This window comes from Streptomyces sp. NC-S4, from assembly GCF_054353315.1.
This window is the reverse complement of the sequence record NZ_CM135937.1, coordinates 5,381,066-5,405,196: the sequence shown is the minus strand read 5'-3', so window position 1 is coordinate 5,405,196 and position 24,131 is coordinate 5,381,066. Positions and strand designations below refer to the sequence as shown.

At 71.4% G+C, this 24,131-nt stretch carries 17 protein-coding genes; 7 read left to right on the top strand and 10 right to left on the bottom strand.

Features of this window, described 5'->3' with window-relative positions; all coding sequences use genetic code 11:
• Window positions 1-5 precede the first annotated feature (5 nt).
• The 4 genes from ACXNSR_RS24435 to ACXNSR_RS24420 are packed head-to-tail and all read left to right on the top strand — an operon-like array spanning window position 6 to window position 4,492.
• Window positions 6-1,100, top strand: a complete 1,095-nt coding sequence (locus tag ACXNSR_RS24435; protein ID WP_458637603.1) for a hypothetical protein — start codon at window positions 6-8, stop codon at window positions 1,098-1,100.
• Window positions 1,097-2,284, top strand: coding sequence for a toxic anion resistance protein (locus tag ACXNSR_RS24430; RefSeq protein WP_458637602.1), 1,188 nt, complete (start codon window positions 1,097-1,099; stop codon window positions 2,282-2,284). The genes ACXNSR_RS24435 and ACXNSR_RS24430 overlap by 4 nt, the downstream gene beginning before the upstream one ends.
• Window positions 2,281-3,894: a substrate-binding and vWA domain-containing protein gene (locus ACXNSR_RS24425; RefSeq protein WP_458637601.1), complete on the top strand. Its 1,614-nt coding sequence runs from the start codon at window positions 2,281-2,283 to the stop codon at window positions 3,892-3,894. The genes ACXNSR_RS24430 and ACXNSR_RS24425 overlap by 4 nt, the downstream gene beginning before the upstream one ends.
• Window positions 3,881-4,492: a hypothetical protein gene (locus ACXNSR_RS24420; protein ID WP_458637600.1), complete on the top strand. Its 612-nt coding sequence runs from the start codon at window positions 3,881-3,883 to the stop codon at window positions 4,490-4,492. Before ACXNSR_RS24425 ends, ACXNSR_RS24420 begins: the two co-directional genes overlap by 14 nt.
• A gap of 113 nt (window positions 4,493-4,605) precedes the next feature.
• Here ACXNSR_RS24420 and ACXNSR_RS24415 read toward each other — a convergent pair whose 3' ends face one another.
• Entirely contained in the window at window positions 4,606-6,435 is a 1,830-nt protein-coding gene (locus tag ACXNSR_RS24415) for a phosphoenolpyruvate carboxykinase (GTP) (RefSeq protein ID WP_458637599.1), read from the bottom strand.
• Between the two features lie 220 nt (window positions 6,436-6,655).
• On the opposite strand from ACXNSR_RS24415, the gene trhA reads away from it, so the two are divergent.
• Entirely contained in the window at window positions 6,656-7,351 is a 696-nt protein-coding gene (gene trhA / locus ACXNSR_RS24410) for a PAQR family membrane homeostasis protein TrhA (protein ID WP_458637598.1), read from the top strand.
• A 57-nt stretch (window positions 7,352-7,408) separates the two neighbouring features.
• On the opposite strand, the gene ACXNSR_RS24405 is transcribed toward trhA, so the two are convergent.
• The 7 genes from ACXNSR_RS24405 to ACXNSR_RS24375 form a co-directional block, all read right to left on the bottom strand.
• A complete protein-coding gene (locus ACXNSR_RS24405; RefSeq protein WP_458637597.1) occupies window positions 7,409-9,826 on the bottom strand; it encodes a galactose oxidase-like domain-containing protein in 2,418 nt (805 codons plus the stop codon).
• 23 nt (window positions 9,827-9,849) lie between these two features.
• Window positions 9,850-11,019, bottom strand: coding sequence for a glycosyltransferase (locus ACXNSR_RS24400; protein WP_458637596.1), 1,170 nt, complete (start codon window positions 11,017-11,019; stop codon window positions 9,850-9,852).
• 6 nt (window positions 11,020-11,025) lie between these two features.
• Complete coding sequence (locus ACXNSR_RS24395) at window positions 11,026-12,753, bottom strand: ArnT family glycosyltransferase (RefSeq protein ID WP_458637595.1); 1,728 nt, start codon at window positions 12,751-12,753, stop codon at window positions 11,026-11,028.
• A complete protein-coding gene (locus ACXNSR_RS24390) occupies window positions 12,750-14,114 on the bottom strand; it encodes a glycosyltransferase (RefSeq protein WP_458637594.1) in 1,365 nt (454 codons plus the stop codon). The genes ACXNSR_RS24395 and ACXNSR_RS24390 overlap by 4 nt, the downstream gene beginning before the upstream one ends.
• Before the next feature lie 248 nt (window positions 14,115-14,362).
• Complete coding sequence (locus tag ACXNSR_RS24385) at window positions 14,363-16,429, bottom strand: thioredoxin domain-containing protein (protein WP_458637593.1); 2,067 nt, start codon at window positions 16,427-16,429, stop codon at window positions 14,363-14,365.
• A 70-nt stretch (window positions 16,430-16,499) separates the two neighbouring features.
• Window positions 16,500-18,182, bottom strand: a complete 1,683-nt coding sequence (locus ACXNSR_RS24380; protein ID WP_458637592.1) for a recombinase family protein — start codon at window positions 18,180-18,182, stop codon at window positions 16,500-16,502.
• A gap of 109 nt (window positions 18,183-18,291) precedes the next feature.
• A complete protein-coding gene (locus tag ACXNSR_RS24375; protein ID WP_458637591.1) occupies window positions 18,292-19,017 on the bottom strand; it encodes a DUF4344 domain-containing metallopeptidase in 726 nt (241 codons plus the stop codon).
• 191 nt (window positions 19,018-19,208) lie between these two features.
• Between ACXNSR_RS24375 and ACXNSR_RS24370 the strand changes: the two genes are divergently transcribed.
• Window positions 19,209-22,442: a tetratricopeptide repeat protein gene (locus ACXNSR_RS24370; protein ID WP_458637590.1), complete on the top strand. Its 3,234-nt coding sequence runs from the start codon at window positions 19,209-19,211 to the stop codon at window positions 22,440-22,442.
• 16 nt (window positions 22,443-22,458) lie between these two features.
• On the top strand, window positions 22,459-22,851 hold the full coding sequence (locus ACXNSR_RS24365) for a hypothetical protein (RefSeq protein WP_458637589.1): 393 nt from the start codon (window positions 22,459-22,461) through the stop codon (window positions 22,849-22,851).
• A 101-nt stretch (window positions 22,852-22,952) separates the two neighbouring features.
• Here ACXNSR_RS24365 and ACXNSR_RS24360 read toward each other — a convergent pair whose 3' ends face one another.
• Together ACXNSR_RS24360 and mca are read right to left on the bottom strand one after the other, a co-directional pair.
• A complete protein-coding gene (locus tag ACXNSR_RS24360) occupies window positions 22,953-23,186 on the bottom strand; it encodes a hypothetical protein (protein ID WP_458637588.1) in 234 nt (77 codons plus the stop codon).
• A gap of 2 nt (window positions 23,187-23,188) precedes the next feature.
• Window positions 23,189-24,070: a mycothiol conjugate amidase Mca gene (gene mca, locus ACXNSR_RS24355; protein ID WP_458637587.1), complete on the bottom strand. Its 882-nt coding sequence runs from the start codon at window positions 24,068-24,070 to the stop codon at window positions 23,189-23,191.
• Window positions 24,071-24,131: the final 61 nt, after the last annotated feature.

The following is a 24,131-nucleotide window of genomic DNA, read 5'->3' as shown; positions in this document are numbered from 1 at the left end:
CACCCGTGAGACGCATCCTAGGAATCGTCCTGGGCCTCCTCCTGATCGGCGGCGTGCTCTACGTCGTCGCGTTCCAGGGGCAGGATCACCCAGAAACCACGGCAACGAAGACCGTGCGTGGCGTCATCGGCTCGGAGAAGTCCGAATTCTTCCGCGACCCCGACGTCGTCAAGGCCCTTGCCGCCAAGGGCTACACCGTCAAGACGGAGACCTCGGGCTCCTGGGCGATGGACCAGCTCGCCCTCAAGGAGTTCGACTTCGCCTTCCCCAGCAGCAGTGAACCCGCCAAGGAGGTCGCGGCCGCCGCCGGGCTCAAGGGGGCCCAGGAGACCAAGCCGTTCTTCTCCCCCCTCGTCGTCATCGCCCGCGCGGGCGCGGCCGGGGTGCTGGCCGACAACGGCCTCGCCAAGATGACCGGCAAGAACACCGGAACCCTGCTCATGGGGCCGTTCCTCAAGGCCTCCGGCGAGGACCGCACCTGGCAGCAGCTGCCCGGCTCCGCGGCCCACGCCGAGCTGACCGGCACGGTGTTCGTCAAGACCACCGACCCGTCCTCCTCCAACTCCGGCGCCCTCTTCCTCGCCGCCACGTCCAACGTCGCGAACGGCAACACCGTGGTCGCCGACGACGCCGGCATCGCCCGCACCGCGCCGCTGATGCGCAAGCTGATCTCCGTACAGGGCGCGCTGGAGCCCAGCACCGACGACCCCTTCCGGGCCTTCATCAGCGGCAGCGGCGAACCGCTGATCCTGGTGTACGAGTCCCAGGTGGCCTCGCTGCTGATGCAGAAGCAGGATCCGGGCGACATGGTCGTGCTCTACCCGGACACCACCGTCAACTCGGCGCACACCTTCGTGCCGCTGACCGAGCGGGCGCGGGAGCTGGGCACGCTCCTCGCCACCGATCCGAAGCTGCGCGAACTGGCCGTGCTCCGCGGGTTCCGCCCGCAGGAGGGCGTGGCCGAGTTCGCCGCCGCGACGGCTCCGCACGCCGCCTACCTCAACACGGGGCTGACCGGCATCCGCCAGGTCGGCACACCCACCGTCAAGATCCTGATGGCGCTGGCCCAGCGCGCCAAGGGCCAGGGGGACACGCCATGACACTGACACCGCCCGAGGACACGTCCTTCCGCCTGAGCCCTCCGGAGCCCGTCGCCCCCGTACGCAGGGAGCAGGCCTCCGGGCTGGTCCCGCTTGAGGACGGCGTCCGCGAGGAGATGGCCCGCCGGGCCGCGGAGTACGTCGGCTCGCTCGCCGCGATCGACACCCGCTCCCCCGAGTTCGCGCAGCGCATCGGCGAGATAGCCGGCCTCGGCCAGGCCGACATCCGCAGCGCCGCCCAGCAGTCCAACCGGATGCTGGAGCGGGCCGTGCGCTCGCTGGGCCCGGACGGCGGCGGCGACGCCCAGGCCCGCGTGGCCGGCTCCCTGGTGGAGCTGCGCCGCACGGTCGAGGACCTCGACCCGCGGGACTCGCCCGCCAAGGGGGCCCGCCGGCTGCTGGCGAAGCTGCCGGGCGGCAACAGGTTCCGCGACCACGTGGCGAAGTACGCCTCCTCGCAGGCCACGCTCAACAGGATCGTGGGCTCGCTGCGCAGCGGCCAGGACGAGCTGCGGCGTGACAACGCGGCCCTGCACACCGAGCGCTCGCGCCTGTGGGAGACGATGGGCAAGCTCCAGGAGTACGCGGTACTGACCGAGTCCCTGGACGGCGCCGTCGAGCGGCGGGTCGCCGAGGTGGAGCACTCCGATCCGGGTGCGGCCGACGCGATGCGCGCGGACGTGCTCTTCCCGGTCCGGCAGAAGCACCAGGACCTGCTGACGCAGCTGGCCGTCTGCGCGCAGGGCTACCTGGCGATGGACGTGGTCCGGCGCAGCAACGACGAGCTGATCAAGGGCGTCGACCGGGCTGCCACCACCACCGTGTCGGCGCTGCGGATCGCCGTGATGCTGGCCTCGGCCCTCGAACACCAGCGCACGGTGATCGAGCAGGTCAACGCGCTGAAGGGGACGACCGAGGAGCTGATCCGGGGCAACGCGGAGATGCTGTCGACGCAGAGCGGCGAGATCCAGCGGATCGCGGCCGATCCGGCGGTGGGCGCGGAGACCCTGCGCACGGCGTTCGCGCAGATCTACAAGACGCTGGACGCGATCGACACGTTCAAGGTGCAGGCGACGGAGAACATGGCGGCGACGGTGGAGTCGCTGACCGGTGAGCTGCAGAGCGCGTCGGCCCACCTCGCGCGGGCGCGGACCGCCGGTGCGGTCGAGGGCGGTGTCCTGTGAGCGCGGCCGGGCGGGTCCGGGCGGCCGTGGTGCTGGCCCTCGCCGTGCTCACGGCGGCGACGGGCTGCACCTCCGGCGAGCCCGCGGGGCCCGCGGAGACGGCCTACAAGGAGGGCACGCTGCGGGTGCTGGCCTCCAGTGAGCTCGCGGACATGGAGCCGGTGCTGGAGCAGGCCCGGAAGGCGACCGGGGTCACCGTGAAGCTCACCTGGTCCGGGACGCTGGACGCGGCCGAGCAGGTCGCCTCCGGGCAGGCCGACGGCAGGTACGACGCGGTCTGGCTCTCCTCCAACGACTATCTGCGGCTGCGGCCGGAGGCCGCCGGGAAGCTCTCCAGCGAGACCCCGGTGATGTCCTCGCCCGTCGCCCTCGGTGTGAAGCCGGAGGCACTGGCCCGGCTCGGCTGGAAGCCCGGGGAGGTGACCTGGCCGGCGGTGCACGAGGCCGTCGCCGCCGGGAAGCTGACGTACGGGATGACCGACCCGGTGCGCTCCAACTCCGGTTTCTCCGCGCTGGTCTCGGTGGCCTCGGGGCTGTCGGGGGCACAGGCGGCGCTGAGCGACGCGGACGTGAGGACGGCCACGCCGCGGCTGAAGGAGTTCTTCGCCGGGCAGAAGCTGACGTCGGGCTCCTCGGGCTGGCTCGTCACCGCGTACGGCAGGCGCGGGGACGTGGACGCGCTGGTGAACTACGAGTCGGTGCTGCTGTCCATGAACCGGGACGCGAAGGACGCCGGGGCTCCGCTGACGGTGGTCCGGCCGCGCGACGGTGTGGTCACGGCCCACTATCCGCTGACGTTGCTGACCTCGGCCCCCGCCGGGGCCCGTGATGCGGGGCGGGCGCTCACGGAGTACCTGCGGGGTCCGGAGGCGCAGCGGGTGATCACGGAGCGGACCTTCCGCCGCCCGGTCGCGGCCGGGGTGGCGCCGGCCGCCGGGCTGGACCAGGAGAAGCGGCGCGAACTGCCGTTCCCCGGTTCGCGGTCGGTCGCCGACGGGCTGCTGGCCAGTTACGAGAACGAGCTGCGCCGGCCCTCGCGGACGGTGTACGTGCTGGACACCTCGGGTTCGATGAGCGAGGACGACCGGATCGGGCGGCTGAAGTCGGCGCTCACCGATCTGACGGGCAGTGGCGGTTCGGGCACCGGGCAGCGGTTCCGGGACCGCGAGGAGGTGACGCTGCTGCCCTTCGGGTCGAAGGTGAAGAAGGTGAACACGCACGTGGTGGAGCCGGGCAATCCGGAGCCGGCCCTGGAGGCGATCCGCCGTGACGTGAAGTCGCTGGAGCCGGACGGGGGTACGGCGGTCTACGGCAGCCTGGAGGCGGCGTACCAGCAGCTGGGCAAGGGCGGCACGGATGCCTTCACGTCGATCGTGCTGATGACGGACGGCGAGAACACGGAGGGCGTCGGAGCCAGGCACTTCGACTCCTTCTACGCGGCGCTGCCCGAGGCGCAGAAGCGGACGCCGGTCTTCGCCGTGCTGTTCGGCGACTCGGACCGCAAGGAGCTCACCCACATCACCGAACTGACCGGCGGACGGCTCTTCGACGCCACTGGCGGGACCGGTTCGCTGGCCGGAGCGTTCGAGGAGATCCGTGGCTACCAGTAGGGCGACCGGGGTCCTGACGTACCTGGAGTCGAAGAAGAACCTGGCCGGCTCCGCCTGCGGGCTGGCCGGGCTGGCTCTCACCCTCGCCGGGGCGGCCGGTGCGTACTGGCCGGTGGTGGTCGCGGGGCTGTACGGGGCGGGCGTGCTGATCGCCCCGCCGGAGCGGACGGCGCCGCCGCCCTTCGATCCGCGCGAGGAGCTCGGCGTACTGGGCGAGGACCTCGGGCGGCTGCGGTCCTACGTCGACGGGGTGGAGCTGCCGTCGGGGGCGCGGGAGTCGCTCGCCGGGCTGCTGGAGCTGTACGGGGCGCTGCTGGAGCCGGGGTGGGTGGCCGATGTGCTGGTCGCCGATCCGGAGGCGGTGCACGCGGTGTCCCGGGCGGTCCGGCGGGACGTGCCGGAGAGCGTGGACGCCTACAACCGGACCCGCTGGTGGAGCCGGATGACGCCGGGCGGGGAGTCGCCGGAGCAGCACCTGGAGCGGCAGCTGGGGCTCCTGCGCGAGGAGGCGGAAAGAGTGACGGCGGACCTCCGTGAAACGGAGGCCCGCCGTCAGCAGACGCACACGGCCTACCTGGAGGAGCGCGGACGCTCCTGAGGTCGGTCATGTGCTGCGGTGGGAACCGCTTGGTCGGGGGCTCCCACAGCGGTGGGCGCCGCTTGGTCGGGGGCTCCCACGTTCATCGGCCCTTCTTCAGGGCGCGTCCTGGCTCAGCCCAGGCGCTCCACGAGTGCGTGGTACTGGTCCCACAGCTCCTTGGGAGTGTGGTCGCCGTAGGTGTTGAGGTGCTCGGGGACCAGGGCGGCCTCCTCGCGCCAGACCTCCTTGTCGACGGTGAGGAGGAAGTCGAGGTCCTCGGCCGGGAGGTCCAGGCCGTCGAGGTCGAGGGAGTCCTTGGTCGGCAGGATGCCGATGGGGGTCTCGACGCCTTCCGCGGTGCCGTCGAGGCGGCCGACGATCCACTTCAGGACGCGGCTGTTCTCGCCGAAGCCGGGCCACACGAACTTGCCCGCGTCGTTCTTGCGGAACCAGTTCACGTAGTAGATCTTCGGGAGCTTGGTCTGGTCCTTGTCCGCGGCCACCTTGACCCAGTGGGCCATGTAGTCGCCCATGTTGTAGCCGCAGAACGGCAGCATGGCGAAGGGGTCGCGGCGCAGTTCGCCGACCTTGCCCTCGGCGGCGGCGGTCTTCTCGGAGGCGATGTTCGAGCCGATGAAGACGCCGTGGTTCCAGTCGAAGGACTCGGTGACCAGCGGCACGGCGGAGGCGCGGCGGCCGCCGAAGAGGATCGCGGAGATCGGGACGCCCTTGGGGTCCTCCCACTCGGCGGCGATCGTCGGGCACTGCGAGGCCGGGACGGCGAAGCGGGCGTTGGGGTGGGCGGCCGGGGTCTCCGAGGCCGGAGTCCAGTCGTTGCCCTTCCAGTCGACGAGGTGCGCGGGCGCCTCTTCGGTCATGCCCTCCCACCACACGTCGCCGTCGTCGGTGAGCGCGACGTTGGTGAAGACGGTGTTCGCGTACATGGTCTTCATGGCGTTGGCGTTGGTGTGCTCGCCGGTGCCGGGGGCGACGCCGAAGAAGCCGGCCTCGGGGTTGATCGCGTAGAGGCGACCGTCCTCGCCGAAGCGCATCCAGGCGATGTCGTCGCCGATGGTCTCGACGGTCCAGCCGGGGATCGTGGGCTCCAGCATGGCCAGGTTGGTCTTGCCGCACGCGGACGGGAAGGCGGCCGCGACGTACTTGGTCTCGCCCTCGCCGGCCGGCGGGGTGAGCTTGAGGATCAGCATGTGCTCGGCGAGCCAGCCCTCGTCGCGGGCCATGACGGACGCGATGCGCAGGGCGTAGCACTTCTTGCCGAGGAGGGCGTTGCCGCCGTAGCCGGATCCGTAGGACCAGATCTCGCGGGTCTCCGGGAAGTGCGAGATGTACTTGGTGGTGTTGCAGGGCCACGGCACGTCGGCCTCGCCCTCGGCGAGCGGAGCGCCGAGGGTGTGGACGGCCTTGACGAAGAACCCGTCGGTGCCGAGCTCGTCGAGGACGGCCTTGCCCATGCGGGTCATGGTGCGCATGGCGACCGCGACGTAGGCGGAGTCGGTGATCTCGACGCCGATCGCGGAGAGCTCGGAGCCGAGGGGGCCCATGCAGAACGGGACGACGTACATCGTCCGGCCCTTCATGGAACCGCGGAAGATGCCTTCGCCGCCGGCGAAGATCTCCTTCATCTCGGCGGGGGCCTTCCAGTGGTTGGTCGGGCCCGCGTCCTCCTCCTTCTCGGAGCAGATGAAGGTCCGGTCCTCGACGCGCGCGACGTCGGACGGGTCGGAGGCGGCGTAGTAGGAGTTCGGGCGCTTCGTCTCGTCGAGCTTCTTGAACGTTCCCTTGGCGACGAGCTCCTCGCACAGGCGCTCGTACTCGGCCTCGGAGCCGTCGCACCAGACGACTCGGTCGGGCTGGGTGAGGGCTGCGATCTCGTCCACCCAGGAGATCAGCTCCTGGTGGGTCGTCGGGATGGAAGTGGGAGCCGCGTTGTCGCGCGCCACGATTGCTCCTTGTTGAGGGGTTTGTTTGGTGTAGGCCCCGTGGGGGCTGCGACCCGGACGCTTCGCGCTCCGCTCATCCGGTGTCGACCGCACTCATCTGATCATCCGGTGGATGTGCGCATATGTCCAGAGGGCCTCTCACGTGAGCATTGCCACGTCCGTCAATCTTCCGTAAAGACCACTAACGGAAACCTACGGACCCGTAGGTAGCATGGCGCGCATGACTTCTGATGCCGCCGCCGTCCCGGCGGACCTGGCCGTTCCGGCCGCTCCGGCCGCACCGGAGGCCAAGCCGCTGATGCGCGGCTGGCTGCACACCGGGATGTTCCCCGCCGTGGTCATCGCGGGCCTGGTGCTGATGGCCTTCACCGACTCGACGAAGGCACGGGTCGCCTGCGGTGTGTACATTCTCACCGCCTGCCTGCTCTTCGGCGTCAGCGCCGTCTACCACCGCGGCACCTGGGGGCCGCGCGGCGAGGCCATCCTGCGACGGCTCGACCACGCCAACATCTTCCTGATCATCGCGGGTACCTACACCCCGCTGACCGTCCTGCTGCTGCCGCCCTCCACCGGGCGGACCCTGCTGTGGGCGGTGTGGATCGCGGCCGCCGCCGGCATCGCCTTCCGCGTTTTCTGGGTCGGCGCCCCGCGCTGGCTCTACACGCCCTGCTACATCGCCATGGGCTGGGCCGCGGTCTTCTTCCTGCCCGACTTCATGCGCACCGGCGGGATCGCCGTCCTGGTCCTGGTGATCGTCGGCGGGCTCCTCTACAGCGTGGGCGGGGTCATCTACGGCATGAAGCGCCCGAACCCCTCCCCGCGCTTCTTCGGCTTCCACGAGGTCTTCCACTCGCTGACCCTCGCGGCCTTCGTGGCCCACTACGTCGGCATCTCGCTCGTCGCCTACCAGCACTGATCCGGACGCAGCCGCGCAGGACCCCGCCGCCCCGAGGGGGCGGCGGGGTCCTGGTGTTCAGCAGGCGCGGCCGTCGCGGTCGGGGTCCAGGCGCAGCGGATCGCTGCCGTTGACCTTCAGGCGCTTCGGGTACTGGTGGGCGGCCAGCCAGTCGCAGCGGGCCTTCGTGGTCGCCGCCACCTCGGCCGGGAAGCGGGTCGGTACGCACACGTTGGCCGTGCCGTAGTGCCGGTCGCAGCCGGCCACGCCCGGCGCGACCGGGACGGAGTCCCGCTGGGCCGGGTTCTGCTTGGCCGGCCCCAGCCGGTCCGCGAAGGCGTGCTCGTGCGCGGAGGGCTGCTCCTGGGCGGCGGCGAGCGCGGACGGGCCGCCGAGGTGCACCCAGGTCGCGATCGAAGGGATGCCGTTCGCGTCGACGGCGAAGAGCATGTACCAGCCGGGCGGCGCCAGGTTGGGGTTGCTGGTGACGTTGAGGTCGACGGTGGTGCCGTTGACGACGGTCATGGGCAGGTCCACGAACCGCTGGTTGGGGTCCGAGGAGTGGGTGACCGCCGCCGGGCGGATCAGCTCCGCCTTGGCGACCGGCCGGTTGACGGTGATCCGCTGCGTGTCCCCGTACACCCACTGCGTGTCGATCACCGAGGTGATCTGCGGGCGGGCGCCCTTGAAGAGGTAGGGCGGGGTGTAGATCGACACGTTGTGGTTGTACGTCCCGTTGCCCGGGTTGTCGCCGACCGACATGACCCGGCCGTCCGGCATCAGGAACGACGCCGAGTGGTAGGTCCGCGGGATCGGGTCGGCGGCGAGACCCGCCTGGTAGGTGTTGGTCACCGGGTCGAAGAAGGAGGCCTCGAAGACCGGGTCGGCCCGGTCGTGCAGCCCGCCGCCGGTCTCCAGCACCTTGCCGTCCGGCAGCAGCACCGCCGACACGAACATCTTGCCCTCGGCGCCGGTCTGCGGCCGCTTGCCCTGGCCCTGGTCGACCAGGCCCTGCGGGATCGGCAGGCCGGCCGTGTAGGCGGGGCTCGGCTGCTTGAGGTCGATGATGTCGGTGAGGCGGTTGGCCGCCGGATTGCGCTCGTTGTTGCCGCCGCCGATGGTCAGCACCCGCTGGTCCTGGGCCGGGGGCAGCAGCACGCTCGCCGACTCGTCCCGCTCGTCCTTGTTCCGCAGGCCCGGCACGTCGGTGACGGTGTTGGCGCCGTAGTCGTAGACCGAGGCCCCGGTGCCCGGGGTGCCGTTGCCGAAGGTGTGGCTGCCCGAGTAGAAGAGCCGCCCGTCCTGCATCAGGATCATCGACGGGTACAGCCCCCAGTACGACCAGGTCTGGTTGACCTGGTTCATCGGCAGCCACTTGTTCTGCGCCGCCGAGAACTTCTCCGCCGTCACGTTGCCGGTGGAGTCCTCCTTCAGCCCGCCGAAGGAGATCACGTCACCGTTGCCGAGGATCGTCGCCGACGGGTACCAGTGCCCGCCGTTCATGTCGTTCGTCCTCGTGTACGTCTCGGTCGCCGGGTCGAAGGTGTAGGAGTCCTTCAACCCCTGGTATCCGATCGAGCCGTCGGCCGACGGGTACCCCTTGTTGCCGCTCATCACCAGCACCCGGCCGTCCGCCAGCTGCACGTGGCCCGCGCAGAACATGTCGACGGGGGTCGGGATCGTCCTGAACGACCCGTTCGCCGGGTCGTAGACGGCGGAGGTGAAGGTGCCCGCGTTGAACTGGGCGATGTCGTTGCCCGAACCCGCGATCAGCAGCACCTTGCCGTTCTTCAGCACGACCGCGTGCATCGAACGCACCGGGTTCTGCGCCGGGATCACCTGCCACTTCCCCTTGGCGCACTCCTCCGCCGTACCCGAACAGACCGGCTGCGGCGGGACGGCGCCCACCTCCTCCAGCGCGTAGTCGTCGGTGGTGAGCGTGCCCACCCCGTAGACCGAAAGACCCCACGCGATCTTGTCGGTGCCCGGCGGAACGGCCGGCGTACGGACCTCCGTACGCGCCCAGGCCGCGCTGACGGGCGGGTTCTGCAGGTCGGTCCAGTACTGCCAGCCCGCCGTCGCGTCATGGCGGAACACGGTCACCGACACGTCCGGGGTGTTCGACTTGTACCAGGCGGACAGGTCGTACTGCCTGCCCGGTACGACGGTCGGGGCACAGGTGCTGTTCTCCGTGACCAGCGCCTTGCGGTCGCCGTCCACGCGGCGCGTGAGCGAGACCTTCATCGCTTTGGTGCCGCCGTGCGCGTCGGCGACGGTGGCGAAGGTGAAGTCGTTGTCGCCCCAGCCGGACTTGGACCAGCAGGACGGCATGTCGGAGCCGGCGGCTCCGGCGGTCTCGAAACCGGGATTGGAGAGCAGATTGGGCGGACCGGCCGTGGCCTGCTGCGGCGCGGTGAGCAGCAGGCTCGCGGTCATCGCCCCGACGGCGAGCAGGGCGGCCCGCCGCCCTGCCCTCCGCCGGATCGTCAGACGCATGGAGGGGTTCCTTTCTGTGCGGCTCAACTCCTGTTGTGACGCGGCAGATAGACGAGGGCCTCGGTGGCCGCGAACCGCAGGACGAAGGTCGTCACCAGGGCGAGGGCGGTGGCGGGCAGCACCTCCATCCCGAGCTCGGCGACGAACACCGCGATCAGCGGGATGCGCAGCAGCAGATCGGCGTTGGCGAGCAGCGCGAAGCGCCCGACCCGGTCCGCCCAGTGCCGGTGCCGGCGCCGGTCGCGGAAGAGCAGGGTCTCGATGAGCAGGAAGTTCCACAGGACCCCCGCCTGGTTGGCGACGATCTCGGCCGGCAGGTAGTGCATCCCCGCACGCGTGAGCAGCCAGAGCGCGGCCAGGTTCGGGACGAAGCCGGAGAGCCCGATCAGCCCGAAGCCGATCATGCGGGCCAGCGGGGCGGCCGAGCGCAGCGAGGCGAGGTGGGCGAGGAAGCGCATGCCCTCGCGGGCGGTGGACTTCGACTCCCCCGAGAAGCGGTCCTGGAAGACGAACGGCACCTCGGCGACCTTGCCTGGGCGGCAGCGCACCGCCAGCTCCAGCAGGATCTTGTAGCCCAGCGGCTTCAGGGCCTGCGCGGTGACGGCGGAACGGCGCATCGCGAAGAAGCCGCTCATCGGGTCGCTGATCCCGCGCAGCGCGCGCGGGAAGAGCCCCTTCGTCAGCCAGGTCGCGGCGCGGGAGACGGCGATGCGGTAGCTCCCGGCCAGCCCGGCCCGGCTGCCGCCGCTGATGTACCGGGAGGCGACGACGAGGTCGGCGCCGGTGCGCAGGCCCTCGCCGACGAGCTCGGGCACCAGGTGGGGCGGGTGCTGGAGGTCGGCGTCCATGACGACGATCCAGTCGGTGTCCGCGCGCCCGATCCCTTCGACGACGGCGCCGCCGAGCCCGCCGTCGGCCGTCTGCCGGTGCAGGACCGACACCGGGAAGGGGTGGTCGGCGGCGGCCTTCTCGATGACAGCCGGGGTGTCGTCCGTGGAGTCGTCCACGAACAGCACCTCGCGCGGCAGCTGTGCGGGGTCGGGCAGTGCGTCACCGAGCCGGCGCAGCAACTCGGTGATGTTCCCCGCCTCGTTGAAGGTCGGGATGATGAGGGTGACGCTGCCGGTCACCGCCTGCGGAAGGGTGAGGTCCGTGTCGATCGGGGCATGGAGGGGCCACAGGTCCTCGCTCATACGCGCTCAGCTCCCACTCGTACGGTCGGTCCGGCGGATCTCGATGCGGTCCTCGCCCGAGCCGAAGACCGCCACCACCGCCGAATGCTCCAGCGCCGCCTTCACGTTGGGCAGGTTCACCGCGTCCCGGCGCACGGTGGGCGAGGAGACCACGTAGTCGATGTCCCGCCAGCCCCGCGGCAGGGCCTCGGTGACGGCCGGGTCGAGGTCCGCCTTGTAGAACCAGATCGCGCCGAGGCCGGGCTCGAAGCCGTGGTGCACCGCGTCCAGCCAGAGCGCGTCGTCCAGCAGCACCCGGGTGTGCGCCGGATCGGCGACCTCGCGGCCGAGCCAGGCCGCGGCCTGCCGGTACGGGGCGTTCGCGTCCACCGTCAGCGCGGTGCGGTTGCCGTCGTACCAGCGCGGCAGCACGTACACCGCGGCCGACGCGGCGAGTACGCCGAGCAGCGCCCAGCGCGCCCACACCAGCGGCCTGCGCTCCCCCGGCCCGCGGCGGCGGCGCAGTACGGCGTGCGTGGTACTGGCCGCTCCCCCGGCCAGGACGAGCGCGAGGAAGGGCAGCGCCTGGATCACGTACATCGCCGGCAGGTATCCGGAGGGCCGCATCGCGACGGCGGCGAGGATCACGGCGGCGAGCGCGGGACCGGCCAGCGCGCGGGCGGTCACCGACCGGCGCACGGTGACGATCAGCAGCACCGCCCCGGCCAGACCACCGAGCGGGAGGACGGTGTCGTAGTAGAGCCAGGACCGGAACACGCCGTTCGAGCCGGAGCCGGGCGTGAGGATGAAGCCGGAGCCCTCGCGGCCCATCTGGTAGGTGATGCCGTCGATGAGCGACACGTGCCCGGAGCCGGGCAGCAGCTCGCCGTTGAGCAGGGCGTACAGCGGGTACGACAGCCCGATCAGGGCGCAGGCGGTGATCGCACCGGTGACCGCGAACTTACGGGTGTCGCGGTGGCTGTGGCGCCACATCGTCACCAGCAGCGCCGGGAGCACCACCAGCATCGTCTCCTTGGTCAGGACGGCGGTGGCGGCCGCCAGCCCGGAGCCGAAGTGGTGCCACAGGTGGCGGCTGGGGGACGCGGCGAGGCAGAAGGCCAGCAGCATCCACATCACGGCGAGGTTGTCGAGGAAGATCTCCCGCTGGAGGACCACGGAGAGCGGCGACAGCCCGAAGAGGGCCATCGCGAGCCCGGCCGCCCAGCGCGGCAGCCACAGCCGGCGCGCCAGGACGTACAGCAGCACGCAGGAGGCGGCGGAGACGGCGAGCATCGAGAACCGCATGGGTGCGACGGTCATCCAGTCGGGCACGAACAGCGACGGCAGGTAGGTCAGGCCCGCGACCTGGATCCAGCCGAGCGGCGGATGGTCGTACCAGTACGTGTAGTGGGCGAGGCCATCGCCCTGCTGGACGGCCCAGGCCTGCGCGAGGTAGGTGCCCTCGTCGTCGCTCAGGGTCGGGAAGTTCGTGATGTTCCAGCCCTGGACCAGCACGATCACCAGCAGCAGGGCGCCGCACAGCAGCAGGTCGGGGCGGGAGGAGCGGAAGCGCACGAGCGGCCGGGCAGGCGCGGCCGGGCGCACGCCGAGGCCGCCGGCGGCGGGCGTCGGCCGGGCCGGGACGGTGAGGGTGCCGGTGTCGGTCCCGGTGTCGGTGCCGGTGCCGGTGTCGGTGCCGGTGTCGGTGCCGGTCCCGGGCTGGGGATCAGTGGCCGTGGGCAGGGTGGCGGTCACTGGCGGCTGTCCTCTCGGATCGCGGTGGAGGCGGAGACGACACCGGATGCGGCGGTGGCGGGGACGGGCGCGGTGGCGGCAGCGCTGTCGGGCGCGGTGGCGGCAGCGCTGTCGGGTGCGGTCGCGGCCAGGTGGGCGCCGGTGTGGCTGGTGAGCTCCCACTCGTTGCGGCCGCGCTGCTCGCGCCAGACCGCGCGGATCGCGGCCCCGGCGAGCATCACCTGGTAGAACGGGCCGCCGACGACGAGCTTGACGTAGTGCACGAGGCGGACGCGCAGACCGTACTGGCGGCCGAAGTCGTGCAGGCCGACGATCTCGAAGACGAAGGTCACCATCGCCGTGATCATGGGGAGGAAGGTGATGATCGCGATGCCGACCGGCACGTCGAGGAGCACCGCGACGGCGAAGTTGAGCGGAATGATCACCCCGGACGCGGCCTGCATGAAGGGCGTCATCAGCGTGTAGCGGGCCAGCCAGCGCTGGCCGCGGCCGGGCAGCTGCTGCCAGTCCTTCTTCCGGTAAACCTGGAGGAAACCCTGGTTCCAGCGGGTGCGCTGCTTGAGCAGGCTCACCAGCGAGCCGGGCGTCTCCTCGCGGGTGACCATGTCGGAGTCGTAGGCGACGACCACCTTCTTGCCGACCGACGACAGCCGCACCCCGAGGTCGCAGTCCTCGGCGAGGCAGTTCTGGTCCCAGCCGCCGGCCTCGCGCAGCACCTCCGTGCGCACGAAGACGGTGTTGCCGCCGAGCGGGATGAATCCCTTCTCGGCGTGCAGGTGCAGCCGGGAGCGGAACCAGAAGAAGTACTCCAGGCAGTTGCGCAGGCTGTACCAGCTGGAGTGGAAGTTGATGAGCTGGACCCCGCCCTGGACCACGTCGGCGCCGGTGGAGCGGAAGGCGTGGTCGACGTGGGCGAGCAGCTCGGGGTGGACCTGGTCCTCGGCGTCGAAGACTCCGACGATGTCACCGCGGCAGGACGGGAGGGCGGTGTTGAGGGCCTTCGGCTTGTTCTTCGTCTCGTGGTGGTCGGCCACGACCCGTACGCGGGCCGGCGCGCGGGCGGCGGCCCGTTCGGCGACGGCGGCCGTCCCGGGGTCGTCGTGTCCGACGATCACGATGATCTCGTAGTCGGTGTGGCTCGACTCCAGCAGCCGGTCGATCGTGTGCTCCAGGACCGCCTGCTCGTGGCGGGCGGGCAGCAGCAGCGAGAAGGCGAGGCGGCCCTCCCCGTCGGGGCGGTCGAAGCGCGTGGAGGCGAGCACCTCGGGGGTCCGCCACGCGTGCATCTGCCACCAGAGCGTGAACGCCGCCATCCAGAAGAGCGCCAGGGAAATCACAGCGATGAACACAGATGTGTACAAAAGGCCCCCCACAGACCCGCCGCCCCCCCCCCCCGGCGGCGATCAGCAAACCCCCCCGGGGGCTCACGGCGGGCCCCCCGGCCAGCCGCCCCCGCTTCCCCCTCGCGCGCACCCCCCAGTACGCCGTCTCGGTGACTCCCGAAGCTACGAGATTAGGCAGTGAACATGACACTCAGCCGCATCGCAGATAAAAAGCTCGTTTCTCAACTCATGCACGCGCAACCGGAATTGACGGTACTCCGGCAGCTTCAGGGGCGAATCGCACCCAACTGCTCGGCCAGCTCGACCGGATCCGTCGTAGGCCGCGCGCAGACGAAATGTCGACACACATACGCCGTCGGAAGGTCGTGCACGAGCGTGCGCTCGGCAAGAAGGGGGAACTCGCCTCCGCCGCCGTCCGCCGCGCGCGGCAGACCCATCGCCACCACCGCCCCGGGAGCCGTCCCCAGCAACGCGGTCCGGTGCAGCAGCGCCAGCGCCGGATCCTCCGGATGGCCGACGACCGCCACCTCGCGCGGCCCGTCGAGGAGCGCCTCGGCCACCGACAGCCCGTGCCCGATGAAGCGCGGCACCCGCGGCCCGAGCGCGTGCACCACCCCGAGCGCCCGCTCCGCCGCCGTACGGTGCGCCTCCGACCCCGTGTGCGCCGCGTACGAGAGCAGCGCGCCCGCGGCCGCCGTCCACCCCGACGGGGCGGCCGTGTCCGTCGGATCCTGCGGCCTGCGGATGAGCTTCTCCGCGTCGTGCGCCGTGTCGTACAGCGACCCGTCCTCGGCGGTGAACCGGTCCAGGACCAGGTCGACGAGGAACCCGGCGAACTCAAGCCAGACCCCCTCGCCGGTCACGGACGCCAGCGCGAGGAAGCCCTCCGCCACGTCGCCGTAGTCCTCCAGGACCCCGTCGTTGCCACCGACCCGCCCGTCCTTGCTCGTGCGCGACAGCCGCGCCCGGCCGTCCATGTGCACGCGCACCAGCAGATCGGCCGCCTCGGTCGCCCGCTCCACCAGGTCGGGCCGCTCGAAGTAGGCCCCGCACTCGGCGAGCGCGGCGATCGCCAGCCCGTTCCACGCGGCGACGATCTTGTCGTCCCGCCCGGGCGCGGGCCGCCGGACCCGCGCGGCCAGCAGCCGCTCCTTGATCCCGGCGAGCCTGCCCGCCTCCACCGCGGGGCCGTCCTGGGGCAGCTGCAGCACGGACGTCCCGTGCTCGAAGGTCCCCTCCTCGGTCACCCCGAAGTACCCGGCGGCCAGATCCCCGTCGGCCTCCCCCAGCACCTCGCGCAGCTGGGCCGGGGTCCAGGCGTAGTAGGCCCCCTCGACGTGCTCCCCGGTCAGCGGGTCCGCACTGTCGGCGTCGAGCGCGGAGGCGAAGCCGCCCTGATCGGTGCGCAGCTCCCGGACCATGAAATCGGCGGTCTCCAGCGCGACCCGGCGCGCGAGATCGGACCCGGTGGCACGCCACAGGTGCGCGTACACCCGGCAGAGCAGCGCGTTGTCATAGAGCATCTTTTCGAAGTGCGGTACCAAAACACCACTGGCCTGCTGACGCAGCACGTAGCGGTGGAACCCGCCTCCCACCTGGTCGAAGAGACTCGAGCGGGCCATCGCCCCACACGCCCCTTCGGCCATTTCGCGGGCCCCCTCGGCCCCGGTCCGGGCGTGGTGACGCAGTAGGAACTCCACGATCATGCTCGGCGGGAACTTCGTGTCACCACCCCCGAACCATCCGCTGGCCGGGTCGTAGTCCCGGGTCAGGGCGAGCAGGGCGCGGGCCTGGGACTCGTCGGTCGGCCTCCCCGTGCCTTCGGTGCTGAACGCGCGGCCGGCCAGGTCTCGCGTGATCTTCTGCGCGACCTCTCCCACCTCTTCACGACGGCCGGTCCACGCTGCGTGGACGCCTTCCAGCACCTGCATGAAGGAGGGCATACCGTGCCGGGGCTCGGGCGGAAAGTAGGTGCCGAAGTAGAAGGGCTCGGCGTCGGCCGTCATGAAGACCGACATCGGCCAGCCGCCCTGCCCGGTGGCCGCCTGTACGGCCTCCATGTAGACGGCGTCCACGTCGGGCCGCTCCTCGCGGTCCACCTTGATGCTGACGAAATGCTCGTTCATGTACGCGGCGACCAGCTCGTCCTCGAAGGACTCGTGCGCGAGGACATGGCACCAGTGGCAGCTGCTGTACCCCACGCTCAGGAACACGGGCACGCCGCGACTGCGCGCCTCGTCGAAGGCAGCGGGCTCCCACTGCCACCAGTCGACGGGGTTGTCCGCGTGCTGGAGAAGGTACGGGGACGTGGCGTGCGCAAGTCGGTTGGGCATGCCCCCATCCTTGCGTACGGGGTGAGGACCGGCCCGAATGCCCAGGCGTGGCGCATGACGGTGAGTCCGGTCAGCACCCGGCCGGGGAAGACGAGGACGTCGAGAGCCAGTCGAACTCGAGTCGCTCGAGGATCGGTGTGGGGTCGCCCTGCCGGGTCGCCGGCCGGACCGTGATGCCCTTCTCTCCCAGCGCACACTTCAGCAGCATTCGCTTGTCCCTCATGTCCGCTTTCCCCCAGGCTTCCCGTAAACCTTCGATCTGCATGGGGGTTGTCCGGGTGGCTTCGGCGTCGAGGGCTTCCAAGGCGGTGGTCGTGCTTTCGATGAGGGCTCGCTGCCCCTCGCTCAGCTCCTCGAACCGCGCTTCGTCCATCTTGCCGTACAGGTAGAAGTCGTCTTCGAGCTTCCTCACGCGATCCTGGGCCGATTCGAGCGCCTTCCGGATCTCTTCCCTCCTTGCCTGCGTCTCAGGATCCGCGAAGGCGAGCCAGCGACGCGCTATCGCAGTGATCACCGGATCGTCCGGTTCGAGGGAGGTGATGTGGCTGATCCAGGCCTGCCCCACCGCGTGGTCGATGCGCTCGGCCAGCGTGACAACGCCCTCACAGATCGACTTGCCGCGCGTTTGCCGGACTTCGCACCGGTAGCGCCCACCTCGGTGACTCATCACACCGCCGCAGGGTTCGTACTCACCGGCCCCCTCCTTGTCCCGCATCCGTCCGCAGCGATAGCTGCCCGTTCCCAGATACTTCGCTTCGGGCTTGCCCCTCGACCAGCGGTCGTCGGTCCGTTCGGCGATCAAGGCCTTGATCCTGAACCATTCGGCCGGAGTCACCACTCCCGCTCCGCACAGGACGACCTCGCCCTTCCCGTCGCGCAGAGGTTCGCCGTATCCCTTCCAACGGTCCAGGAGGTTCCCGTGCTCGTCCGTAATGCGGCGCCGAACCGGGACCATGCCCGCGAAGAGCGGGGACTGGGCCAGCTTGCTCACCGCGGTGGGCGACCACGTGGCGCCGCTCCGAGTCCGATGGCCCTCCCTGTTGAGCTGGTGCGCCGTGGCCTTCGTGGTCTTCCCGTCGAGCAGCATGTCCGCCAGCCGTCGGGCGGTCTCGTACTCGTCGGGGTCCGGTTCGACCTTGCCGCTTCCGGGTGGGCTGCAGAGCCCGAACGGGGGTCTGCCCGTTCCACGTCGGCCTTCGGCTTTGTGCGCGTCGTGGCCCATCTTGACGCGCTTCGCGATGTCCTTGGCTTCGTCTCTGGCGCGCTCGCTCAGGATCGCGAACACCAAGCGCCCGCCTTTTGCGGAATCCAGCCCTTCGGAGACCGATACGAGACGCGCTTGCCGACGGTCGAACTCGTCGAGCATCCGCCCGACCGCCCCCATCCCCCGCCGGTCGAAGCGGTCCGCCTTCCACACGCCGAGCGTCTTGGAGCTGCCTTCCAGGATCGCTTGCGTGGCCTTTTCGAACTCGCGGCGTCGAACGTAGGACTTGGAAGCCGAGAGTTGCTCGAACCACACATGCCGGATCTGAATTCCCTCGGCCTGCGCCCAGCGCACCAGATCCCGAAGGTGCCCCCTGAGGGTGGCCAGATCCTCCTTCTTGCTGCTCCGCCTCAGGTAGACATCCATGAGCCCCGACGGCTCCGCCGTCGCGGGCAGGCCCAGCCCAATGGCTTCCAGTTCGTCAGAGCTGAACCCCAACGCGTCCAGCGTTACGCGGTCCTCGCGCACCTCAACCCCCCTGATATCCAAGAGGAAATGCTAGGGAGGCGATGGGCCTTGAATTGGCACTTTCCCAGAATGCGGCACGATCCACATTGATACTCGGATCACCGGAGAATCGGATGATTGCATTTCGCGATCACTCTTGCCTGAGCAGCGGGGTCAGGTCGGCGGTCCAGGTGTCGCGGGTGGTGGTCCAGGTGCCCGGGCAGTGGGCGCGGGCCGGGGTCGCGAGGTCCGGGTGGCGGGCCGGGTCGTGGCCGTAGGCCGCGCAGCGGTGGGATTCCGCGCGGGCCGGGTCCGGGGCGTGTTCATCGTCGGGGGCCGGGGCGGGGTCGGCCGCGGCCGCGAGGTCGTAGGCCCGGGCGGCGGTCAGCAGGGCGTGGTCGCCCTGCGGGTCGCGCAGGAGCATCAGCTGGGAGAAGCGGTCGGCGGCGTCCTCCTCGGTGCGGCCCCCGTCGCGTACGGGGAGGTCGAGGGCGTCGATGAGGGCATGGCCCGCCTCGTGGTGGAGGGTCTCCCGGACGACCTCGGCGAGGGGTTCGTCCGCCGGACGGCGGTCGGCCTCCTCGAACAGATTCCGGTCCTCCGTCAGGTCGTCGTAACAGAGCTCGATCCGCTGGGTCGCGGGGTCGTAGCCGCTGCCCTCGCCCGCGCAGGAACGGGCGACGACCGTGATCCGGTCAGGGACGTCGAGGTAGGCGTTGAGGTCGGCGGTGACGAGCTCGAGGAGCTTCCACTGCCGTAGGAAGTCGGCGCTATCGCGGTCGGCTTCGGCCGGTTCCTCGTGGCGGTGTACGAACCCCCGTGCCGACGAAGGGTGTTCGCATCCGAACAGTGCCGGCAGCAGTACCGTCGCGCACAAGGCGGACACCAGTGCCACACGTAAGCGAGGTAGCGTCATATTGCCCTCAGGATATGCCAGTTGACTGATTTTGACCCGACTGCAGGAGAGAGTGCGCACTTCCCTCTGAACTAGCTCAGATTCCCTCGCGCTCGGCGGAGTCCCGCAGGACACTTGGGGCTCGTTGCCGGAGCTCTCTGAGGGGGATGCCGATGCGGGACAGCCATCGCGGTGATGCCGAGCGGCTGTTGGAGCGGGCCGTGGACGACGCGGCGCAGCGGGGGACGGGTGCGGGCATCGACCGTGCGACGCTGCTGGCCCGGGGTCGGGAGGCGCTGGACGCGCTCGCCGCGAGCGCGGCGCCGGAGTACGAGGCGTACGTGCGGGCCCTGGACGAGGCGGCGGCCGGGGACCAGTCGCTCGGTGACGCCTTCCGGCGCGGTGACCATTCCACGGCGTTGCTGGTGACGGCGGTCGCGGCGGCCACGGCCGTGGGCGCGGACCTGTCGCTGGGCGTCGCGGCCGGTACGGCGCTGACCGCGGGGGCCGTGGTGGGGATCTCCGGGGCGGTGGCGACGGTGATGAAGGTGACGGCGCTGCACCTGCCGGCCGCGAACCGGCGGGCCGGGGAGCGGGGACGGCCGGGCGGGCCGGAGCAGTTGAAGCTGCAGTGGCTGTCGGCGCTGGAGGTGCGCGGGATACGGCCGTTCCTGGAGCAGCAGCGTGCGGTGGCCGCGGCGGCCCGGGCGGCCCGGCCCGCGGCGGCGGGGTCGGCGGCGCGGCCCGCTCCGCGGTTGCGGGGTGTGGACCGCAGCGCGGAGGCGCGGCGGCGCAGTGCGCTGGAGCACTCCTTCGGGCAGTTGCCGGCTCCGGCGGAGGTGTTCGCGGGGCGGCGCTCCGAGCTGACGCGGATCGCGCAATGGGTGCAGGCGGCCCGGGCGAGTACGGAGACCCGGCCGGTGGTGGTGGTGTTGCACGGTGAGCCGGGGGTGGGCCGTACGGCGCTGGCGCTGCGGGCGGCGCACGGGCTGCGGGACCAGTTCCGGGGTGCGTGCGTGGTGGACCTGCGGGGCGGTTCGGCCGGGGAGGCGTCCGGGGAGGCGCCGCTGGCCACCCGGGAGGCGCTGCTGCACCTGATGAACCGGCTGGGTGCGCCCCGCGAGCAGTTGCTGTTCCGGGAGGGCGCGTCGGCGGAGCAGCAGGTGCGGCGCCTGGGCGAGCTGTACCACCAGCATCTGCAGGGGCTGCCGGTGACGGTGCTGCTGGACGACGCGGTGGACGCGGCCCAGGTGCGGATGCTGGTTCCGGAGCGGTCGGAGAGCCTGGTGCTGGTGACGGCGCGGGAGCCGTTGGAGCTGCCGGCCGATCTGGCGGCGTGGGTGTACCAGCTGCCGGTGGAGCGTCTGGCGCCGCAGGAGGCGGCGGAGCTGCTCCGCGCGCCGCAGGCGGGTGTGGCCGAGGAGGACGTGGCGGCGGTGGTGGAGCTGAGCGGCGGGCTGCCGCTCGCGCTGCGGTTGCTGGCTCCGCTGGCCGGCGAGGGCCTGGCCCTGGCCGGCGGTGCGGCGGCGCACCCGGTGGAGGCTGCGCTGCGTGCGGCGGACGCGCGGCTGGCCGAGCCCGCCCGGCAGCTGCTGCGGTGGTTGCCGCTGGCCGGGCGGGCTTCGCTGGGTGCCGCGGCGGCGGCCGCGCTGGCGGACGTACCTGAGGCGGCGGCGCTGCGCACGCTGGAGGAGCTGTGGGAGGCCGGGCTGATCGAGCGGGTGCGCGGCCGGCGGTTCCGGATGCACGACGCGGTGCGTGCGTACGCGGCGGCGCGGTCGGCGGCGGACGGGGACCGGGCGCAGGCCGCGGCGGCGCACGAGCGGCTGATCCGGGACTACGCGCGGCTCGCGGACTCGGTGATCCGGATGGTCGACGGGAAGATGTCGACGCGGGCGAGCACGTTCCTCAAGGGTCCGGTCGGGGGGCACGGTTTCACCTCGCTGGACGCGGCGCTGCGCTGGCTGGACGACGAGTCGAGCTTCATCACGGCGGCGCTGCGGCATTCGGAGGGGGTGGATCAGCAGGCGGTGCTGGATCTGCTGGGTGCGCTGTGCGATTTCTGCCTGCTGCGCGGGGATCTGTACCGGCTGGGCGAGATAGATGAGCTGACGCAGGTGGTGGCGGCCGGCCAGAACGGGCTGAAGGGGCAGCAGGGACGGCTGGTGCGGTCGGTGCAGTGGCGTACGGGTATCGCGGCGCGACAGCTGGGCGAGCTGGACAAGGCCCGCACCACGCTGGCCTCGGTGGTGGACCAGTACATGGAGGCGGATCAGGAGGCGGCGGCCGCGATGGCCCTGGTCTCGCTCGGGATCACCTTGCACCACCAGGGCAATCTTCCGGAGGCGGCGGTGCGGATCCGGGAGGCGCTGGTGCTGCAGGAGCCGCCGGAGCTGGCGGGTGACCGGGCGTGGGGGCTGCACGCGCTGGCGGCGGTGGAGCGGGACCGGGCGCGGCTGGCGGAGGCGGCGCGGCTGCTGGAGACCTCGCTGGCCCTGCACCGGGAGAGCGAGAGCGTGCACGGGGAGGCGTGGGCGCATTTCCAGCTGGGTCAGGTGCACCTGCGGTTCGGGGACGTGGAGCCGGCCGAGGTGGAGCTGCGGCGGGCGCTGGACCTGTACGGGCGGACGCGTGACGACCGCGGTGAGGCCTGGGCGCTGACGCAGCTGGGCCGGGCCCGGGTGGTGGACGGCGATCCGGGGCCGGCGGTGGAGGGGCTGCGGGAGGCGCTGGCCCGGCACCGGGAGGCGGAGGACGCGCGGGGGGAGGCGTGGACGCAGTACTACCTCGGGCAGGCGCTGGAGGTGGGCGGCGAGCGCGACGAGGCGGTACGGGAGCTGGAGCGGGCGCGGACGATGTTCTCGCGGATGCGGGACGTGTACGGGCTGGCGTACGCCCGCCACCATTCGGGCCGGGTGACGCGGGACCAGCGGGCGGCGCAGACGGGGAACCTGCGCAACTCCGGTTTCGCCCGTCAGCTGCTGGTGGACGCGCGGGCGGATTTCCGGCGGATCGGGCTGGCGCACGGCGAGGCGTGGACGTGCCTGGAGCTGGCGGTGATCGACGCGGGCAACGGCAGGCTGTCGCAGGCGCTGGGTCTGTGCGAGGAGGCGGTGCGGTTGTTCATCTCGTACGGGGACCGGCGCGGGGAGGACTGGGCGCGGTTCCTGCGGTGCACGATGCTGCCGTATGCGGTGCCGGCGGCGCCGGAGGAGGCGCGGGCGGAGCTGGGGCGCCTCGCCCAGGCTCCGCATCCGGCGCGGGACGGCCGGCTGGAGGACTGCCTGGAGACGTACGGGGTGGTCCTGGGCCGGGGTGTGGATCCGGCGGAGGGCTGGCAGGCGTGGCGGCTCGGCCTGGTCCCGAACCTGCACTCGCGGGAGGTCATGGGGGTCCCGCGGGCCTGACCCGCGTGGGCGCCCGGTGGCGCTCTTCCTGCCGGCGGCACTGCTCATGCCCTTGCAGTACCTGATCATGGTGGGCTTCCAGTTCGCCTACCTGATCCGGATCCTGCGGTGCGAGGACGCCCGTGACACCGCGGAGGTGCTGCGCTCGCTCTCCGACGCCGCCGTCCCGGCGGAACAGCGGGCCAGGGTGGCGCACGCGGTCGCCGGACTCCGGACCAGGCCGGTCGCCGAAGCCCTGGTGGCCGCTGCGCAGGACGGGGAACCGGAGGTCGCCGAGGCGGCGCTGGCGAGCCTGTGCGCCATATGGCGGCACGACGGCGTCGTCGGCGAGGACCTGTTGCCGAGGCTGGCGGACCGGGACCAGGACCGGGTGCGGGCGCTGGGCGTGAAGGTCCGCGGCCCCTGGTGAGGATCGCGTCCGCCGGCCACCGGCCACCGGCCCGCTCGCCGGGAGCCCGGCCCTCCCCGGCCCGGGGCGGGCCGGGGCTCGCGCGGCCGGCGCAGAGGGTCCTACGGGGCCCGGGTGCCGTCCGCGCCGGGGGCGGCCGGAGCGCCGGGCTCCGGGGCCTCCTCGAAGTTCACCCGGCCCATGTGCCGGTTCATGGACTTCATCAGGGCCCACACGCCGACGGCGAGGGCCGCGAACACGACGAAGCCGAGGAGGCCGGGCGTCACCTTGTTCTTGTCGAAGGTGTCACCCGCCAGCGGAAGGAGCTGGGTCAGTGCTGCCTGCGTAGCGCTCATAGCTACGCATTCTCCCGGATGCCCGCGAAGAGGTCGGACTCGGGGAGGGAAGTGTCGACGAGCGACTTCGCGAGCTCGTACTCCTCGGTGGGCCAGACCTCCTTCTGGATGTCCATCGGGACGCGGAACCAGCCGCCGTCCGGGTCGATCTGCGTGGCGTGCGCGATGAGCGCCTTGTCACGGATCTCGAAGAAGTCGGCGCAGGGGACGTGGGTGGTCAGGGTCCGCTCCTTGCGCTCGAACTCCTTCCACCGCTCCAGCCACTCTCCGTAGGGGGATTCCAGGCCGCGCGCGAGCAGCGCCTCGTGCAGGGCGATGGTGCGCGGCTTGTTGAAGCCCTGGTTGTAGTAGAGCTTCTGCGGCTGGTGGGCCGGGCCGTACTCGGCCTCCGGGTACTTCTCGGTGTCGGCCGCGCTCTCGAAGGCCAGCATGGAGATCGTGTGGGTCATGATGTGGTCGGGGTGCGGGTAGCCCCCGTTCTCGTCGTAGGTGGTGACGACCTGCGGCTTGAAGGCGCGGATCTTCTTCACCAGCTCGCCGGCGGCCTCGTGGACGTCCGCGAGCGCGAAGCAGCCCTCGGGCAGCGGGGGCAGCGGGTCGCCCTCGGGGAGGCCGGAGTCGACGTAGCCGAGCCATTCCTGCTGGATGCCGAGGATGTCGCGGGCTTCGTCCATCTCCTTGGCGCGGACCTCGTGGATGTTCTCCTCGATGTACTTGTCGCCCTGGAGCTTGGGGTTCAGGATCGAGCCGCGCTCGCCACCGGTGCAGGTGACGACCAGCACGGGAATCCCCTCGGACACGTACTTGGCCATGGTGGCCGCGCCCTTGCTCGACTCGTCGTCGGGGTGGGCGTGGACGGCCATCAGTCGAAGCTGCTCGGTCAAAACAGGATCCTCTGCGATTCGGCGCGACACTCAGCTCCTATAGTGACCGAACCGGGGGGCG

Excerpts from the sequence above, each read along its gene's own strand:
- ACXNSR_RS24385 (WP_458637593.1), bottom strand. The coding sequence starts at position 16,429 with ATGCCCAACCGACTTGCGCACGCCACGTCCCCGTACCTTCTCCAGCAC.
- ACXNSR_RS24405 (WP_458637597.1), bottom strand. The coding sequence starts at position 9,826 with ATGCGTCTGACGATCCGGCGGAGGGCAGGGCGGCGGGCCGCCCTGCTC.
- ACXNSR_RS24360 (WP_458637588.1), bottom strand. The coding sequence starts at position 23,186 with ATGAGCGCTACGCAGGCAGCACTGACCCAGCTCCTTCCGCTGGCGGGT.
- ACXNSR_RS24400 (WP_458637596.1), bottom strand. The coding sequence starts at position 11,019 with ATGAGCGAGGACCTGTGGCCCCTCCATGCCCCGATCGACACGGACCTC.
- ACXNSR_RS24430 (WP_458637602.1), top strand. The coding sequence starts at position 1,097 with ATGACACTGACACCGCCCGAGGACACGTCCTTCCGCCTGAGCCCTCCG.
- trhA (WP_458637598.1), top strand. The coding sequence starts at position 6,656 with ATGACTTCTGATGCCGCCGCCGTCCCGGCGGACCTGGCCGTTCCGGCC.
- ACXNSR_RS24370 (WP_458637590.1), top strand. The coding sequence starts at position 19,209 with ATGCGGGACAGCCATCGCGGTGATGCCGAGCGGCTGTTGGAGCGGGCC.